Annotated in this window: 11 protein-coding genes and 2 pseudogenes; 4 read left to right on the top strand and 9 right to left on the bottom strand. The window is 37.3% G+C overall.

Going from position 1 to position 16,423, the window contains the following annotated elements:
- The 3 genes and pseudogenes from A7P55_RS22795 to A7P55_RS09030 form a co-directional block, all read left to right on the top strand.
- A pseudogene (locus tag A7P55_RS22795) lies at nucleotides 1-208 on the top strand (group II intron maturase-specific domain-containing protein); the annotation flags it as partial.
- A gap of 198 nt (nucleotides 209-406) precedes the next feature.
- Nucleotides 407-628 (top strand): HNH endonuclease, encoded by a 222-nt coding sequence (locus tag A7P55_RS22570; RefSeq protein WP_225530263.1) that lies wholly within the window; start codon nucleotides 407-409, stop codon nucleotides 626-628.
- A gap of 104 nt (nucleotides 629-732) precedes the next feature.
- Nucleotides 733-960 (top strand): annotated as a pseudogene (locus A7P55_RS09030) (transposase domain-containing protein); the annotation flags it as partial.
- A gap of 512 nt (nucleotides 961-1,472) precedes the next feature.
- Here A7P55_RS09030 and A7P55_RS09035 read toward each other — a convergent pair.
- From A7P55_RS09035 to A7P55_RS09075, 9 genes are all read right to left on the bottom strand, one after another.
- Nucleotides 1,473-2,897 carry a hypothetical protein gene (locus A7P55_RS09035; RefSeq protein ID WP_058951988.1) on the bottom strand — a complete coding sequence of 475 codons (1,425 nt, stop codon included), beginning with the start codon at nucleotides 2,895-2,897 and terminating at the stop codon, nucleotides 1,473-1,475.
- On the bottom strand, nucleotides 2,894-8,035 hold the full coding sequence (locus tag A7P55_RS09040; protein ID WP_171551859.1) for an AAA domain-containing protein: 5,142 nt from the start codon (nucleotides 8,033-8,035) through the stop codon (nucleotides 2,894-2,896). The genes A7P55_RS09035 and A7P55_RS09040 overlap by 4 nt, the downstream gene beginning before the upstream one ends.
- Before the next feature lie 623 nt (nucleotides 8,036-8,658).
- Entirely contained in the window at nucleotides 8,659-9,435 is a 777-nt protein-coding gene (locus tag A7P55_RS09045) for a hypothetical protein (RefSeq protein ID WP_005005742.1), read from the bottom strand.
- 90 nt (nucleotides 9,436-9,525) lie between these two features.
- Complete coding sequence (locus A7P55_RS09050) at nucleotides 9,526-11,196, bottom strand: PcfJ domain-containing protein (protein WP_044432026.1); 1,671 nt, start codon at nucleotides 11,194-11,196, stop codon at nucleotides 9,526-9,528.
- Nucleotides 11,193-12,833: an LPD1 domain-containing protein gene (locus A7P55_RS09055; RefSeq protein ID WP_171551860.1), complete on the bottom strand. Its 1,641-nt coding sequence runs from the start codon at nucleotides 12,831-12,833 to the stop codon at nucleotides 11,193-11,195. Before A7P55_RS09055 ends, A7P55_RS09050 begins: the two co-directional genes overlap by 4 nt.
- A gap of 18 nt (nucleotides 12,834-12,851) precedes the next feature.
- Nucleotides 12,852-13,235 carry a hypothetical protein gene (locus tag A7P55_RS09060; protein WP_078389377.1) on the bottom strand — a complete coding sequence of 128 codons (384 nt, stop codon included), beginning with the start codon at nucleotides 13,233-13,235 and terminating at the stop codon, nucleotides 12,852-12,854.
- 6 nt (nucleotides 13,236-13,241) lie between these two features.
- The gene (locus tag A7P55_RS09065; protein ID WP_078389378.1) at nucleotides 13,242-14,009 is read right to left on the bottom strand and encodes a hypothetical protein; all 768 of its coding nucleotides are present in this window, start codon (nucleotides 14,007-14,009) and stop codon (nucleotides 13,242-13,244) included.
- 1 nt (nucleotide 14,010) lies between these two features.
- Entirely contained in the window at nucleotides 14,011-15,333 is a 1,323-nt protein-coding gene (locus tag A7P55_RS09070) for a hypothetical protein (RefSeq protein WP_044432033.1), read from the bottom strand.
- 90 nt (nucleotides 15,334-15,423) lie between these two features.
- The gene (locus A7P55_RS09075) at nucleotides 15,424-15,969 is read right to left on the bottom strand and encodes a hypothetical protein (protein ID WP_227518636.1); all 546 of its coding nucleotides are present in this window, start codon (nucleotides 15,967-15,969) and stop codon (nucleotides 15,424-15,426) included.
- Between the two features lie 48 nt (nucleotides 15,970-16,017).
- Between A7P55_RS09075 and A7P55_RS09080 the strand changes: the two genes are divergently transcribed.
- Nucleotides 16,018-16,371: a hypothetical protein gene (locus A7P55_RS09080; RefSeq protein ID WP_044432035.1), complete on the top strand. Its 354-nt coding sequence runs from the start codon at nucleotides 16,018-16,020 to the stop codon at nucleotides 16,369-16,371.
- Nucleotides 16,372-16,423: the final 52 nt, after the last annotated feature.

The raw sequence follows: 16,423 nt of genomic DNA on the forward strand, positions 1-16,423 counted from the left end.
GACAAACCCGGTACGGTTCAATGCAAACAAAGCGACACGACAGGCCACTTTGATCGGTTTGCTCAACCCGATTCTAAGGGGTTGGGCCAACTATCACAGTCATGTCGTTGCCAAGAAGGTTTTCAACCAGGTAGACAACGCAGTGTGGGAAATGCTCTGGCGATGGGCTGTACGTCGCCACCCTCGCAAGACACTCCGATGGGTCAAAGATCGGTATTTCAAAGTACAAGGAGCGCGTCGATGGGTGTTCTCATGTGATGAACAGTCCGCCGATGGTCGGAAGCGACAATACACATTAGTGTCTGCCTCGGACACGCCAATTGTGCGACATATCAAGATCAAGGCTGCTGCTAACCCTCATGACCCCGCATGGGATGAGTACTTCGAATCCCGATGGGGTAAAAGAATGCTGGTCTCCGCAAAGGGGCGAGCCAAGCTGTATCGGGTGTGGCTAAAACAAGGTGGTCGCTGCTGCGCCTGTCTTAAACCAGTCACCAAAGATACACCATGGCACAGCCGTCATATTGTGAAGCTAAGTCATGGTGGAACGGATGCAGTTGCTAATCTTGAGATTTACCATCTGTATTGTCCGAGGAGTGTTCAGTTTGCCAATGTCAACGATGTATAACCGGGTGCCGAATGGCGCCTTAGCAGAGGCTTGAGCCGTGTGCTGGGAAACTCGCATGCACGGTTCTTAGGGGGTTGGACGTAGGTAACTGCGTCTGACTACCCGACAACCAAATGCGTCCCTGGGCTTTAGGTCGTAAGAACTGGTTGTTTGCTGGCTCACTGCGCAGTGGTCAGCGAGCTGCTAACATCATGACACTGATTCAGTCAGCAAAACTGAATGGATTGGATCCCTATGCCTATTTAAGTGATGTGCTGAAAAGGCTGCCAACACATAAAGTGACCCAAATAGAAGAATTACTGCCGCACCGATGGAAACCCGACCAAAATTAAAAAATAGCGATGGGGTTCAGCGGACGCTTACGATTGGTTCAATAAAGAGCGTGTACATAGTGCACTAGGTTATGTATCACCTTTTGATTTTGAAGCAATGTACTATGATAAGATTAACCCGTTAGGTCAGGTGGCCTAACTTAAATAAAAAACTCTCCGACAAACCCGGTACGGTTCAGTTATCATTTTAGTAATCTAAGTAATTAAATTTATTGTTTATTAAATATAATTTAAATTATGAACTAGATTTTAGATGAACATAAGTCCATTAGATAATAAGTGACAATAAATTCATTAATATTGATATAGAGTAATGATTACCCTCTAGAACTGTCAAGACTTTTATTACTGAAACTGTCATTGGCATTGTTTTCAACACATATCTTAGTATAGTTATGAGTTTCCCACACCAGTTGCTCGCTTTCTATGTACTTAGTACTAGGTAAATGATATTTAGATTATTACTATATAAATGCCACACATTTGTGGCATTTATGAATTATGAGAAACTATTAACGCCTTGTAATTTTTTGGAGATGCCCGCAATTATTAGGTTCATCATACGAAGCATAACCATTTAGATATTGGTCAACAATTTTACCTATGTGATTGACAACATTAAGATCCTTTGTGAAAAAACCGATAGGCATACTTACAGGCAATCTCTCTGAATCACTCACATGGTAACTAATAGCAACGAGTTCATTTTTAATGAGTAATATTTCAACATTACCATCACAAAATCCTTCTCGTAAACCATTCAATATATTCGCATAGGGTTTAAAATGATTTAACCACTTTTTAGCAGTATTTTTATCATATTGATTCCTGATAGGTAAGAATACTTTTGCTAGTGTCCCCTTATTATCCTTAAATGCCTCTTGCAAGGTTTCAAACGCAATCCCTATTTTTGAGGTCATACCCCAAAATGGATTTGATGGTGCAATCCAAATGATTTTCGTTGAATTATTTTCCTGATTAGATCCTTTCACTCGTTTCGAAATAGTATGGATTTCTTTCTCTAATACTTTCCAATTTTCTTGCTGGTAAATTGGACCAACTAATAAATTGTAATTTACCCCATCAAATATCTCACCATTGATACCATCTTGTACATCAGTTAAATTTGTTATATGTCCCTGCTCGTTTAAGAATTGTGAAGTGTAGCAATCTTCAAATATTCCCTGAGCTTTTACAATTTCCTTTACATTGCTGACACGCTTCATTTGATCTATTTGTTCAGCGAGTAGTGAATGCATCTGATCTGAATGACTCAAATCTGAAAATTTATCTAGTAATAAGGGATCACCTTTATGATCCAATTTAAAATCTACTTTTATCCTTAATGGGCCTTTATAAGTCGGAATTACTGAATTAATCATGTATAAATGAGGTCGATGATTATCCTTGAGTACTGAATTTGGAAGGAAATTGTTTTCCGCAATCTGAAAAAACTCATCTTGAAATTTTGTTCTCACATGATCAGCTGCGTATGCTTCATGTTCTGGAGGTGCATTTATTTTTAAACCGCAAGCCCAATTTCTTATCCCGACATTTTTTTCATTTTTGAAAAAACAAAATGTAGCTAACTCAAATCTTATTTTAGCCGTACTTTCTTCAATCGAAGTCAAACTCACATCTGATGCAACATCAGTAAACAATTTCTTTGCTGAATCTGTCAAACCCAAACGACCATCAGCATTTAATTTAATAAAGTCTTGTTCAATCAAATCATCTATCGCTTCAGTTGCTTCAATCTCAGTTAATCCAAAATACACAGAGATTTGCATTTTAGTCATTGGTGCAATATTAAGCAGGCGGAGTATATATTCTCGAATAAAGGATAAACCTTTCCCTGAAACATAGGAGAAATTCACAATGAATTCTTGTGATGGTATTAAAAAATCAATTTCATGATACTTCAATTGTGCGTTCATACCATTTCTCCTTTCAAAGTTTTAGAAAAGACAAATCTGTAGCCTTCATCAATACCTTTTTCTTCCATATGCTTCACCACTTTTCCAAATGGCAGATCTCTATTCCTTCCAGTCCAAACATTCTTATTACCAACTACAATCAATCTATCCATCGCACGCGACAATGCAACATTAATTCGATTTGGCATAATCATGAAGCCAGGAGTATTAGATTTGTCAGAACGTGTGATTGAAACGATGATGATTCGATTTTCTTTGCCTTGATAACTATCCACAGTATCAATGTTGACTAGATCTTTGAAACCTTCTGGCCATGCATTCTGATTGAACAATTGCTGTAAATATCGCTTTTGTTCTGCATACATACAAATAACACCTATAGCTGCATCAGTTTTTCTAACGCTGTTAAGATAATTAATCAAAGCGTCATCTTCAGCAATCCGCTTTAAAATAGTCATAATCGCTTTTGCTTCTTCTTTATTACGAATCTTCCCTCTATTCTGTTTAACTTCTGAATGGAAGGCATCATGCCCCATATCAGATGTATCCACCCATGTTACAGTTGAACGTAATACATCAGCAGTTTGCTCATAATGCTGGGAAATAGTTCGTCCCGAAGATTCTAATTTACCTTTATAAAAAATTTCAGAAACTAGATTTCCGATAGGCGTTGCCATTCGGTATTGTGTCCAAAGAGATTCACTAGCTTGTTGGCCATAGCTTGAGTTAAATGCTCTGTCGAAATCACTTTTGAGCAAATTATCAATTTCGTCATAATTACCATATGCAAGTGAAATACCTAGTTTTCTCGCGATCACATTTTTTTGCTCAGGAGAATAATTAGGTGGGAGTTGATGGTGATCACCTACCAATAACACTCTCTTGCCTGATTGCATTGCTATAGCTAACTCACCCGATTGAGAACGAGCTGCCTCATCAATAATGACCCAGTCATATGTGTTTTCACGGATATTCAAATGACCTTGACCAATACCAACACATGTACCAATCACAAGCTGACGAGAACGTGCATAAAATTCATCATAATTTACATAGTCTCCAGAGAGCGTATCAATCATCTCTTTAGTGACTTTAGCTAATGCCAGAACACTTCGGGTTTCCTGAATATTCAATCCAAATCTAGTACTTAATGCTTTTATAATGCGATTTTTTAGTTCAAAATCTATTATGGTATTAGATGAAATTTCTACATTAAACTCATTGACACTTTGGTTGCGAATTGATGCTTCAAGTTCTTGGATTTGAGTAGCTAAGTCAAAATCAATGGTTTTATTCAGTGTGTTTGAATTTTCAACTTCATTAATATTCTTAGAGATCTTTTTCAGACGAATTAAATCATCGATTTGCTTAAATAGCTGAAGTTCAAGCTCGACCACTTTGACCATCACTTCGGATTGTAAACCTAATGCTGTAGCCAAAGAAGAAATACGAGTTTTCATCTCTGCTAAAAAGAGTTCGCGTTTTTGGGCGGTGATTGCCTTTGAAAACACATCTTTTAAACCATCTGAAACTGTGTTTTCACGATTACTAAATCGAACAACTTCAAGTGATGTTTCCAAACGAGCACAGTGTTTACGAATACGCTCTGCAGCATTATTTACCGCCTCATGTGACTGACTCACCAAAAGAATATTTTTTACATTTTGCTTTTCAATCAAATAGTGTACAAATGCTGCAATAAATTCAGTTTTACCTGTGCCTGGTGGACCTTGTAACAATGAAAGTGGACCACTATTGATCAATCTTTGAAAAGCTTTTTTTTGCTGAAGGTTTAGACTAATTTGATTGCCATGATCATCTTTTCGGTTATAACGATCGAAATCTTCATCTTTAACTTTTATGTCATAATAATTCGCTGTTAGCTTACATTCTGGATCAAACAATTCAGCCAAATCTGAAATAATGCTCTGTTTATTTAGAATACGTTCAATTGCGTATTTACGTTTTCTTAATGATGCATTACTTTGCATCGAGCGAAAATAAATCACACTCCCTTCTTCTGGAGGATAGCGAGTATTTCTGATCTTAGTAATATGTACTTCATGAAGATTCGATGCCTTTAAATCCACCTCACCCAATTTAAACTCTTTCGTAAATTCTTTTGCTAATTCATCATTGTATTCAATATCTTCTATTTTTTTCCCCTCAGCCTTCAAAGCCTTGTGGTCTATTTTGTTAATAAATGCAAACACCTTATCTGTATCTGAATCATCAAAACTTTCTAAAGGATCCTTTACTGCATCGTAAGGACATATAAATGTATTGTCTTTCACAAATGCTGTGTCTTTAAGCTCAATTGATGGTGAGGCATCAATTTCTGCATCTAAAATCGCAGTCCATAATTTATGGGTATCCAGTTTTTTTGACGCCTGTTTTAAAGGAATATCCTGTCGCTGATTTTCAGGGGCATCGCTCGAAATAACAATTGGTTGTATAGATAGCTCAGGAATAACATTTGATTCAAATACCTGAAAAGTATCATTTTTTTCAAATAATGATATTTCATTCTTTTTCTGATCTGCTTGTAGTTGTTTAGCTATATGTTCTTTAAGCGCAGAGTCTACAATGTCGATAAAGTCGGTTTGTGTATTAAGAAAATTGACAAGCTCAGTATAGTTACGTTGATCAGATGCCTTGATCTGTATCTCAACATTTAAGCTTGCTTGGCTATTCTCTTTTTCTTTTGCTGATAGATAATCTTTTTTACGAGGGGCCATACCACCAAAGATTGATCTGTTACCGCGACTTGAATCATATTGCAATGAATATGTGCCACCAATTCCATTAAACGTTAAGCTCGCTATATGCTCATGTCCCTCAGTACGAGCTGATATCCCAACATACATCTGCATATTTTCAGGATAAATCGTAAAACTTTCGCTCACACGATTATCATATACAGTAATAATTTTCTTGGATTTATGACCTAACCTATCAAAAGCTTGCTTAAATCTCGCAATTCCTTTGAAGCCAAATTCTTCATCTTTCAATTCATTCTGAATTGCTTCAGCCAATATTGGATAATTTTCTGATCCCTCACCAAAAGTAAAGCATAGAATCTCGCTCGCCAATTTCATCACTGCATAATTATCACGCTGATAAGCATCAACATCGTATTGCTCTGGTGCATATTGAGTATTTCTAGATTCTTCTCCAGATAAATTAAAATCTGGTATATCAATGAGGTAGATTTGCCCACTATTTTTATCTAATAAAATGTTCTCATCGTGCAAATCACCATGTGATACGTGAGCTTCGTGTAGATCATCAATCGCTGAAATGAGTTTCCCAATATCCGCTAACCGTTCTTCATTGCTTATGTCACAATTCACATCCACATATTGCTGATATTTCTGACGCCAAGATTGGCTATCAGCAAGATACTCTGTCACAAGAAATAGACTTGAAGATTTTTGTGCAATTCCAAAGTCTTCTATTCGTGGAATATACGGAGAATTGATAGCTTTTAGCTTGTCAATTTTCTTGATGAATTTATGTATTTGAAAACCTTCTAAATCGGAGGCGTTAATTCCACCAGTGTTGAGCCAGGCCTTAACAAGCAATCCGTTAGAGCAGTACACTTCCTTTTCATCAGTTTCAACAAAGAAATCTATGTCATCGTCAGGTTTAAATTGACGAGAATGATTAATACTATTGCGATATGGCTCTATTAAATTTGCATCGAAAGTGATTATTTCAGCACGCTTAGGCTCTGCCGCATGAAATGCTGTAGTAAATTCCGAGGCATCTTTAAAGCTCTTGTTATAAATTGCGTCATAAAGTACCGGAGCATAGAACGCAGCACTATTCTTTAAGTTATTTTGTAATGACTGTAGACTGCCTTCTGAAATACGCTCCTTATGTAACAGATGCCAAAGCATAATTGCCAAAGCATAAACATCAGACTCAAAAGGTGTGTTGAATTTTGGATTCTTACTTTCAGTTCCGACTGCTTCTATTGCACCGACAGCCAGTTGCTCACGATAATCGCCTACTGTTCCTGCAGGTTTAAAATACGCACATGCCAAATTAGAGATTACAACTGATTTCGATTGAGAGAGCCACAGACTATGAGAATTAATATCACGGTGTGCAACTGTTACCTTATGTAATGATTCAAATTGCGACATTATGATCTTAGCAATTTCAAGTAAATCTATTTCGCTATATAAACTTGCATATTTACCAATAAATTCGTTAAAACGAAAATGATTAGTCGGGAACTCAAACAATTCTGCACTTGTCGTAGTAACCTCATCTTGGTCAAACGGGGTCAATGACCTCAAACAATGGTTCCAAAGTTCTTGGTTATGAGTTTTTAAATATTGCAGAACATTGCGCTCTCTTGAAACTATTTGTCCTCGTCCATCTGGAGTTAATCCTTTCACCCCTGATACTTTACTAAAGTCCCACCAGCGAAGGAGTGCTTCATTTTTAAATTGCCCTTTGGTGACTGCATAATATTCTTTATAAATGCCGTTTGGATGATCAAAAATCGTATCTGCAGCTGTATAACCACCAACATTCAATGACCTAGCATTAGTTTGATTTCCCAAAAATAATTCATCAAATATATCGAAATCTTTATTTACCGTACGTTGCATCGGGTGGGTTATCGGAAATTTATCGTTGAACTCAGATGTATTGGCAAGTTTTAAGAAGTCATCCAGTGAAATTGTAAATTCTTTATCAACACCCTGTAGCTGACTAAAGTCTGCATTACCAGTCATCACAACAAGATATTTAATGAATGGTACTCGCCCTTTGTTAGTAAATTTATTCTTATATTTTTCTAATTTGTTCTGTAATGTAAATACCTTGTTCTTTGTCACTGATACAGGAGAAGTCCCCATATCGCGATCACCTTTATACCAACGACCATTAACAGAAGTAACAGGTTGATGATTCCAATCTTTAAGCTCCACAATGATCACATTGCAATGCGTCACAATAACAAGATCGAATTCACCTTCTTTACCTTTTGAATTAGTAAAGCGAAATCCCGCATAACCTTTCCATGGAAACATCTTGCCTTGTTTAGTAAAAGCAGCTCTAATTTTTTCGATAGCGATGATTTCTTGCGATTGAAGACCGCCTTCCCAAATTTTTATGTCCAAAATACCCTCTTAAAATCTCAAAGTTGAAATTTATTAAATACTTACAATGAAGTCACTATAAATTGCTAAAAGAAATTTTTCTATCAGTATTTAGAATTAAATATTCAGCTATTTTTCGTGGATGTTAAGAAATCAAGTACGGACAGTAACCACTAAAAAAGAAGAGTCTTTAGAACTTTTTATAGACTTTAATTTTAGAAAATATTGTATTACAGGACAGGTTCATGAACCAATAAAATCGATATATAAGTATATAATTACATAAGATATTAATTTTATTGAATTTTAAAAATTTAATTAATTATGAAGTAGACTTTAGGTAAACATAAGTTAAATCCGAATTAAAATGAATAGGGTAGTCGCAATTTCCAAAAAATGACAGCTCATGTGTCGTTTAGATACTAACAATTTGTTTATTATAACAAATCTTAAGCATGTTAGCTGTCGTCATTCTTTGATACGGTCTACGTACTACCGTACAATCATCAGCTATATTCATGGTGTTACTTTGCATAATTTACATTTTCTGCATTCAAACCAATCAATCCAAAATTACGTGCACGTTCGAGACACATAAGCTGTCATTGACGACACATGTAATGTCACTGGTTGCGTTCGTGGGTCTATTTCCGTTGAACTATGCTATACCTTGAATAGCCAGCTACTCGGTTCACTGAAATACTGACCGACACGTTAGATTTCAGTTTTAAATCAAAATAGCGATCAATCGTCACAATTAGATGTTTTACATAATCAAAAACTACATATGTTAAATCCTTTAAATCATTGTTCTGGTGTGCAACTTCAATAAATTCTGAAAACAACGCTACACCTGTTTCGTTGGCCAGATTCGCTAACTGATTATCCAATCCGGCAATTGCCGTTAATTCTGATGCAATCACCACTTTATGCATTGCTGTTTCCGCTTCAATGCCTTTGTACTCAATCCCCTTGTATATATAGACATCGTTTTCTCGTTTGCCTTGGTTCCAAGGGTTATCCGTACCATCCAGTCTAGGCATGCTGTACGGTCGTTTTAGTTTTGCTGGAGGTGTTTGTTTAGCGGTGACTTCATAAAGGTTAAATACGCAATCTGTGTAGCGTTTAAGGCTATGGTATGTCAAAGCTTGCTGTTTGGCGGTCAACTCCCGTGGTGATACATGATTCACCAAGGTTTTGAACATTTCTAATGATTCTGGTGTGAACGATCCATCTTTTTTTGCATTGTCCATCAGGTCTTTTTTAGCCCATTTATGCTTTAGTTTTTCCGCTTCAGCATCAGATATTTTCTCTCCCCGATACACGTATCCACGCGCTGCGTTTGAATACTCAAAATCTGCTCGTTTTACTGCCTTGTAGACCATTGTTTTTGTCATTTGTTTTGCACCAGTTTTTCCCATAAGGGATTATCAGTTTAAAGCCTCATTCTCTATTTAAATATGGATACAAAACTTAATTTTTGCACAATGATTTTAACTATTTGTCTTTAATTAACGAACTTGGTTTTGATTAATTTCTTTTAAAAATGCTCGTGTAGCTTTTTTAAGGCCATCACTCGGTACCTTGTTACGGTATCCGTAACTTTGAAATACCACATACTTTTGATCGACCATCTCTAAACCAAGTGTCGCCTGTTCGTCTAGATCGTTGTCTTGTTGAACATGGAATACGATCACTGAACCCTCTTCTGCTGAGTGTTTGAAGTTGTGATATACACAATGGCTCATTTTACTTCCCTCGATGTAGAGGTCATAAAAATTCAGGATCTCAGTAAAACGGTACCCGTTGTGCTCAACTGGTTCGGGTAAGACTCTTGCTGGCCAGTTGCGATCGATTAATTTTTGTTTTTTGTTTTCTATCTGCAGTCTATTTTTTTCATCTATCCAGTGTTGAATGCGGATCTTCATGCCTTGGATGCTTGACCGCTTATCAAACTGGTGAGCTCTAACCTGTTGCATGTAATCAAAGATTATATCTATATCTGAAGAAAGCTGGTTTGACTCTGACTGCTTCCCGATATAGGCGTTTCGTGCCTTTGTGTCTTTGTTGATATACATATGCTTATAGAAAGCATGGTAAATGGTCTTAATGTTATGTTTGCACAACTGCCAGTTATTGCCACGCAACACATGGCGAAGAGTCCTGTTTAGCAAGCGATTTATAAAACGACTATTCGGTTTTTTTACACCGAGCTCCAGATGTAGTCCACTCAAATAAAGTAGGATCTCAACGCTTTGATGTTCTCTGAAACGGTTTACATGTTCATCATAGGTGCCATTTGCCTTACCATACATCATGGCATTTTCTCTGCCGTACTCAAGATCAGTTCTGATTATTCCAAAAAAATGAGCCGTGATTGAGGTACCAATGTTTTTAAACCGGTTAAATGATTTTCTCGGTATTTTGAACAGATAATTCATACAACCATCAATATTCAAAAATACGCCGTCATTTAAAAGTTCGGCTGTGATTCTTTTCTCGCGGTCCAGCGGATCTAGGTAGACATATAGCGCGGTAAAATCTGGATTGTTTATGATGTACCTTTCAGCTGCAGCACAATCTAGACTTCTCTTTGCCAAGAAATCTACGATTTTGAGTGTTTGCAGATGCCGTGCTGTATAGTAGCCAACCTTAAAACCTGTCTTTACAATATGTGTGAAGTCGATCCCACTGGTTCTTTTAAACCATTCAACTATGACGTAATTTGAGTATGAGTGGTTTTTGTATAAGCCTCTTATGTAAGACATATACAGTATTTCCACAAGCGTAAGCTCTTTGCTCGTGAAGTTAAAACCTTTCTCGATTCTCTTTACATGAAGAAAGTCGGTGGCTACCTTGACAAAGATTTCTCCAAATGAGGTGTAATGACCGTAGCTGAAATAATTAATTCGGTAGATTGGGTTGTGGCGACCGCTTGAGGGCTTAACACGTACCCATTCTTTTTCGCTTCGGTCGTAACACCAAAACTCGTACCCTAAACAACAACGTTTATTCACGACATAGCGGTAGGTGTTGCAGATCGTAAGCATATTCTCAGTGGCGTTAACTTCCCAAGGTTTAAACGCAATAAGCTCTGTTATTGCTTCCCTGTAAAGTCGTGTTGCTTTGGGATTATTGAATAAGATCCGTTCTTTTTTTGAGGTCTTGGTGATTGCATTCATTTCGTCCACGACCTCACTAATGCTTTTAGCCAATCATCCATCAAATCAACTAAAATTGCCCGTTCTCTGCCTGTTGGATATGCGCTTAACTTCATATTCCAACTATTTGCCGACTCTTCTGTGCCGTGCACCAAAAACCCATTTTGTTGATCATTTTCAGCCAGCTTATCCGTCACCCAACATTCAAACAGTCTGGCAAAGATTTCTGTTGGCTGTGACCAATACATTGACCGTGATTGATCTAGGTGCATGGCGTTATTCATAAAGCCCGTACCGCCTTGTCTTTCTTCGTAATCAAGGTATTTGGTTGACTTAAAAGTAAGATAATTAACCAGCTTGATAAACTTATCTGCAGTCTGGCCATCTTTAAGATGTTTGTATGCTGACTCTTGATGATTCTGTACTGAGTAACGCCCTTTACTGGTGTAAAGAAAGTATTCGCTAAAAAAGTTATTATTGAGTCCGTTTCGTTTTGCCAAAACACAATCAAATCCGTGCGCGAACTCATGGGCTAGTGCTCCAACACCTTGCGTCTTGGTCAAATGAATAAGCATATTACCTGGTTCAAAGTGAGCAGCTGCGCTATCAACGCCTGTGCCACGCGAACCGAATGCTATTCCTAGCTTACCGCCTAAAGATGCGAACGTAACGGGTAGACCTAGAAGTTCGACAAGATCCATTAGTGAGTCATACGTGCAATTCAGAAACCATGCACGTTCCTTTTGATTTACCCAATTACCGAACTCGACTCCAGAAAATTTGAAATAGTCCATAAGCAACTGGCTATCGATGTTTTCACCCTTTCGATGGTCCTTACCCTCGCGTACTTCAACTCTGTCGTAGCGCGGTCTTTTTGGGGGTTTTGCGCGTCCTTTTTTGGGTTCTATGACTCGTTCATCTAAAATTGGCTGAAAAAATGTTTTTACTTTTTCTAGTGCTGCATTGAATGTGTCGTATTCTGTCCAATCATCTAGTGTTTGAAAGCGCTTTGCTGAAATGGATTTAACGGCATACCACTTATATTGACCAGTCTCAGTGTTTAATAACTTTTTGGCACCATAATTATCTGCATCAAGTACACGATCGTCTGGCCATCCTAAAGGGATTAGATTATTTAAGCGTAACTGTGTGTCTGAACTAAATGATAGTGGGTGTTTAACTCTGCGATTGGTATGTCGTCCAGCTGAGTAGCGTTCTAAAATATCTTTTTCACTTCGTCCAGCACCAAACTTAACGCTCATGTACGCATTAAAGTCGTCTGTCAGTTGTTCTAAACGTTCGTAGTGTGAGCTTTCATATTTGTTTTTTAAGAAGTGTAGTGTAGCAATGTAGGCATCATCCCATTGCTTTTGACCTATGCTAAACCAACCACCCCCTAAAGGCTTGTTGGTTAAGTTTGCATAGACCAAAGAAAATAATAGTGCATGTTTTACAGGTTTGTGGCCAGATTGGGCATCAGCTCTAAAATCAGGCTTTTGCCAATATTCCTTTTTAGTCACTAGGCTGTCAGACTTAATTCCATTCATGTTGCCTGAAAAGTCTGGTGATGGGTTGTCTTTACGTGCACCAGCAAACTTTTTACCTACATCCGTAATAGGACCATCTTTTTTTTCATTACTATTTATTTCTTCAGTCATAGCTAAACCACTTAATTGTTAGTTGCGTATATCGTCCAAGATCTCTGACAGATCAAACAGATTAATATCTTTGAGTTTCGCTTCAGCATTGATGCGCTCAAGTAATTTCATAAAACCAACAAAAATAATGTGTGGTATTGGTCTATTGTTGATATGCACGGGTGTTGACCAAGTGCGTACACGCGTTTCGCATATTTCAAGCCCTTGTTCTTCAAAAAGCTTGATCAATGTCGGGATGTCTTTGTCTAGTTGAGTAAGGGCTAATAACGACCGAAATACATCATTTAAGCTAATAGAGTGGTGATGACGGTTCGGATTGTGCTGTTTTCTATTGTCGCCCTGTTGTTGATTAAAGTAATGATGGTTTTCGCGGTTTTGAGATGGTCTGTTTAAATATTTCATTTGTTATTAAGCTCCAAAAAGATAGCTGTAAATCAGGTACAAAATAAAAGTTATTGTTAATCCCGACACCAATAGAGAATTGATCGGGTAATTTTCTAAGTTAAAAGGTTTTCTGTGATAGCTCACTCCCCAATCTGAAACAGATCCTCGCTCTACGGCACTGTAAAAGTTAGTTTGTGAGGCGTTTAAACGGTTGTTGTCTACTGATATGAATTCCAGTTTGCACAGCAATTCGTCACTCAGGTAGTTAAAGAAAGTCGTTGGTGCACCATTTGATAGGATGTGTATATAACCGACCTGTTTTTGGGTATAACCCATTCGCTCATACGCTTTTTGAAATTCGTGCGTTAAAGTCGCACTAAACTTATCCCCCTTATTTTTGCCAATCAGTTCAATTGGTGGCTCAGCTCCAGCCTGAATAAGCTTGGTGAATTTAGGACTACCACAACCCCAATTTTGAGAGATCCAAACACCGCGTTTTGTGTCGTGAATCAAACCATCAACAATGACCACGGCTGCATCACCGATGTCGCCGTTTTCTTTTTCTGTAAATTCGGTGTTATCAACGTCTTTTCTGAATTCTTCAGGCATTGGCCTTAAAACTTCTAAAAGATTGGTACTGTCACTTTGTACATGACCAGTAGCCAAAATCATCGACTCAATTTTTTTTAGGGCATGTTCAGGTACTATCAGTACTGAATGTACACGCTGGTCATACGCATCAGATTGAATGTCTTGAGCTTCGGTATTCTTTTCAATAGTGCTTAATTCCATATTATTTCTCTGCCTGAGCTTTCTGGTATTCAACTGCAGTCTTCATTGAATATTCGGTATCATCTTCGTGCTCTGTACCAACCATGCTTTGCTGACCTTGGTATATACCTTTAACAGCATTGACGAATGCGTTATGCGCCGTAGCGTTGTAATACGTTAAGTTTCCAGCACTGGTCGAATCATTGAATGTCAAAGTATTAGGAACATGCCAAACTGCTGAATAAGCCTTGCCATCGATAACAACAATAGGTTCAAACTCGACCGCTTCACGGTGCTTGGTTTCATTCCATGGTGTATAGAAAACAGTATTGTTTTTGAGGTTGTAGACCTTGAATACGATCTGGCCAAGATTCCGCATTTTGGCCTCTTTGTTGTATGCCTCTAAAACCTTGTCTTTTTGGAAGTCTGTAATTTCAAGCTCAGGGTTCTTCGTAATCACCAGTGTTTCATCAGACGTTTTAATCTCAGATGGAACGTAGATTTTTGAACCTTTAGGGAAACGTCCTGATTTCTCCAATGCGGATCTAAACTTGTTATTTGCAGCCAAGAAGTTGCCAAACTCACTACTGAAGTAGCTGTAAAAATTTGATGCACTGGTGAACATGCCAAACTGATTCACCCGAACAATCTGCTCAGATACAGTGGATGCCAAACTTGCATATGGTTTGCCCGACACATCAATTTCGCGCCATTTGTAGTTACGTACACCTACTTCTTTGTCGCATGCATCATTAAACATAGATGTAGAAACAATATCGCCGTCCAAGCGCTTCACATAAGCAACCGGGTAACTGCGGATAGGTGCCATACGAACAGCTTTGTTTGAATTGGTGTAAAAGCCAGATGACGAAATGATATTTTGTTCAGATGATTTAATTTGATAACTTCGTAATGTATTTAGCTGTCGATCAAAGCTATCAATTTCAGATTCATATAAAACATCACCCTCAACAGATGTCGCGATTGAATAAGGGGCATACATCACATCGCCCTGAACTTTGTCCATGATCTGCTCAGCTTCAATACGATATAACGGCTGTGAGAACATGCCATTTGATGCCAAAGCTGGTAGATCTCCCCCTACACCAAAATTACACGCTACTTTGTGGTTGGTGGTAGAAAGGCTTGATTGAGGTAATTTGTAGTTAGATGGATTGTAAGTGGTAACACGTTCATCATATTTGCGAACTTGTTCCTCAACTTTCTTTTCAATGGGATCTATTTGTTCTTCTTGAGATGCAGTATCAGTATTTGAAGGCTTTAACTTATCACAACCAAATAGTAAAACTGACAATATCGCTATGGTAAGGGTTTTCTTATTCACTACTTAATGACCTAACTTAAAACTACTAATACCCCACATTATAATTAAAAATAAGTATTAATGAAGTGGTATTTAATAGTTTAAGGACTTTTAAGCGAAAAAACCAATATCATTAATTAGTTTTAACGAACATTCTTTTAATGCAACTTCATAACCGCCGTTAATATTAAATGTAAAAGCAAATGGTAGCATTTTATCAATCGCAAATATCTTCTCTAATAAGTCGTTGTTTTCTGCAGATGGCTTATCCTTTAAGGCATATTGCATGGAAAACTTAGCATTTATACCCGTGCTTTTATATACAGCATTTATTTGTTCTTTAAGGCTTTTTTCCACTTCTTGCACTGTATTGAAAATAAAATTCTGATTAACAGTGAATTTATCAGTTTTCAAAGATCCAAAGGTCCACGCCAGACTCTCCGAAACCACATACCCTAGAACAGTCTGCAATTCTTCATCTTCAAATTTGTGATAATGAACGTATGATTTAGTTTTACCGTTAAAATATAAAATAGAAATGGAGAACAACACCTCTTTGTGAGCATATTTAAAAGGTACTTCCACAAGACTATAAAAGTTTAAGAGCTCAACGTTAGAGGCTTTAGACATATTTTTTAAAAAAAGTTTTAAAGACATTGAAGTGATTATACTAAAAATATCAAAGAAATGTTAAAGGGTTTAAAAATGGATACAGTTGTTCTAAAAAATAGTTTAATTGCTAGTTTAGTTTTTGTATGTGTGTTCCTGGTGTTCCAAAACATCGACCATAGAGTTTCTGAACGTATACAGCTTGAGTCAACCAGTGCAGCATTCGAGTCGCTTGATAAAGACTTTTCTGCGATCAATAGAAATGTGGATACTGAATTCAATAAGCTGCCTAAGTACGTGAAGCCCAGCAAAGAACAATCAATCAATGATGCATTGGAATTCATTAAATTCTCGAAACAGACCTTTACTGACACAATGGCCCAAAATAAAGAACTTTTAGCAGAAGTTAAGGGTTTTGAGAAAAAGGCAAATGATGTTTTAGAAAAATAATAGTTATTTTAAAAAGAAAAATGGGAAGCTATAAGCCTCCCATTCTTTTAAT

The sequence above is a fragment of the Acinetobacter sp. Ac_5812 genome (genome assembly GCF_013072695.1).
Classification (GTDB): domain Bacteria; phylum Pseudomonadota; class Gammaproteobacteria; order Pseudomonadales; family Moraxellaceae; genus Acinetobacter.

Coding starts and splice junctions, on each gene's coding strand:
- A7P55_RS22570 (WP_225530263.1), top strand. CDS start 407: ATGCTGGTCTCCGCAAAGGGGCGAGCCAAGCTGTATCGGGTGTGGCTA.
- A7P55_RS09035 (WP_058951988.1), bottom strand. CDS start 2,897: ATGAACGCACAATTGAAGTATCATGAAATTGATTTTTTAATACCATCA.
- A7P55_RS09045 (WP_005005742.1), bottom strand. CDS start 9,435: ATGGGAAAAACTGGTGCAAAACAAATGACAAAAACAATGGTCTACAAG.
- A7P55_RS09050 (WP_044432026.1), bottom strand. CDS start 11,196: ATGAATGCAATCACCAAGACCTCAAAAAAAGAACGGATCTTATTCAAT.
- A7P55_RS09055 (WP_171551860.1), bottom strand. CDS start 12,833: ATGACTGAAGAAATAAATAGTAATGAAAAAAAAGATGGTCCTATTACG.
- A7P55_RS09060 (WP_078389377.1), bottom strand. CDS start 13,235: ATGAAATATTTAAACAGACCATCTCAAAACCGCGAAAACCATCATTAC.
- A7P55_RS09065 (WP_078389378.1), bottom strand. CDS start 14,009: ATGGAATTAAGCACTATTGAAAAGAATACCGAAGCTCAAGACATTCAA.
- A7P55_RS09075 (WP_227518636.1), bottom strand. CDS start 15,969: ATGTCTTTAAAACTTTTTTTAAAAAATATGTCTAAAGCCTCTAACGTT.
- A7P55_RS09080 (WP_044432035.1), top strand. CDS start 16,018: ATGGATACAGTTGTTCTAAAAAATAGTTTAATTGCTAGTTTAGTTTTT.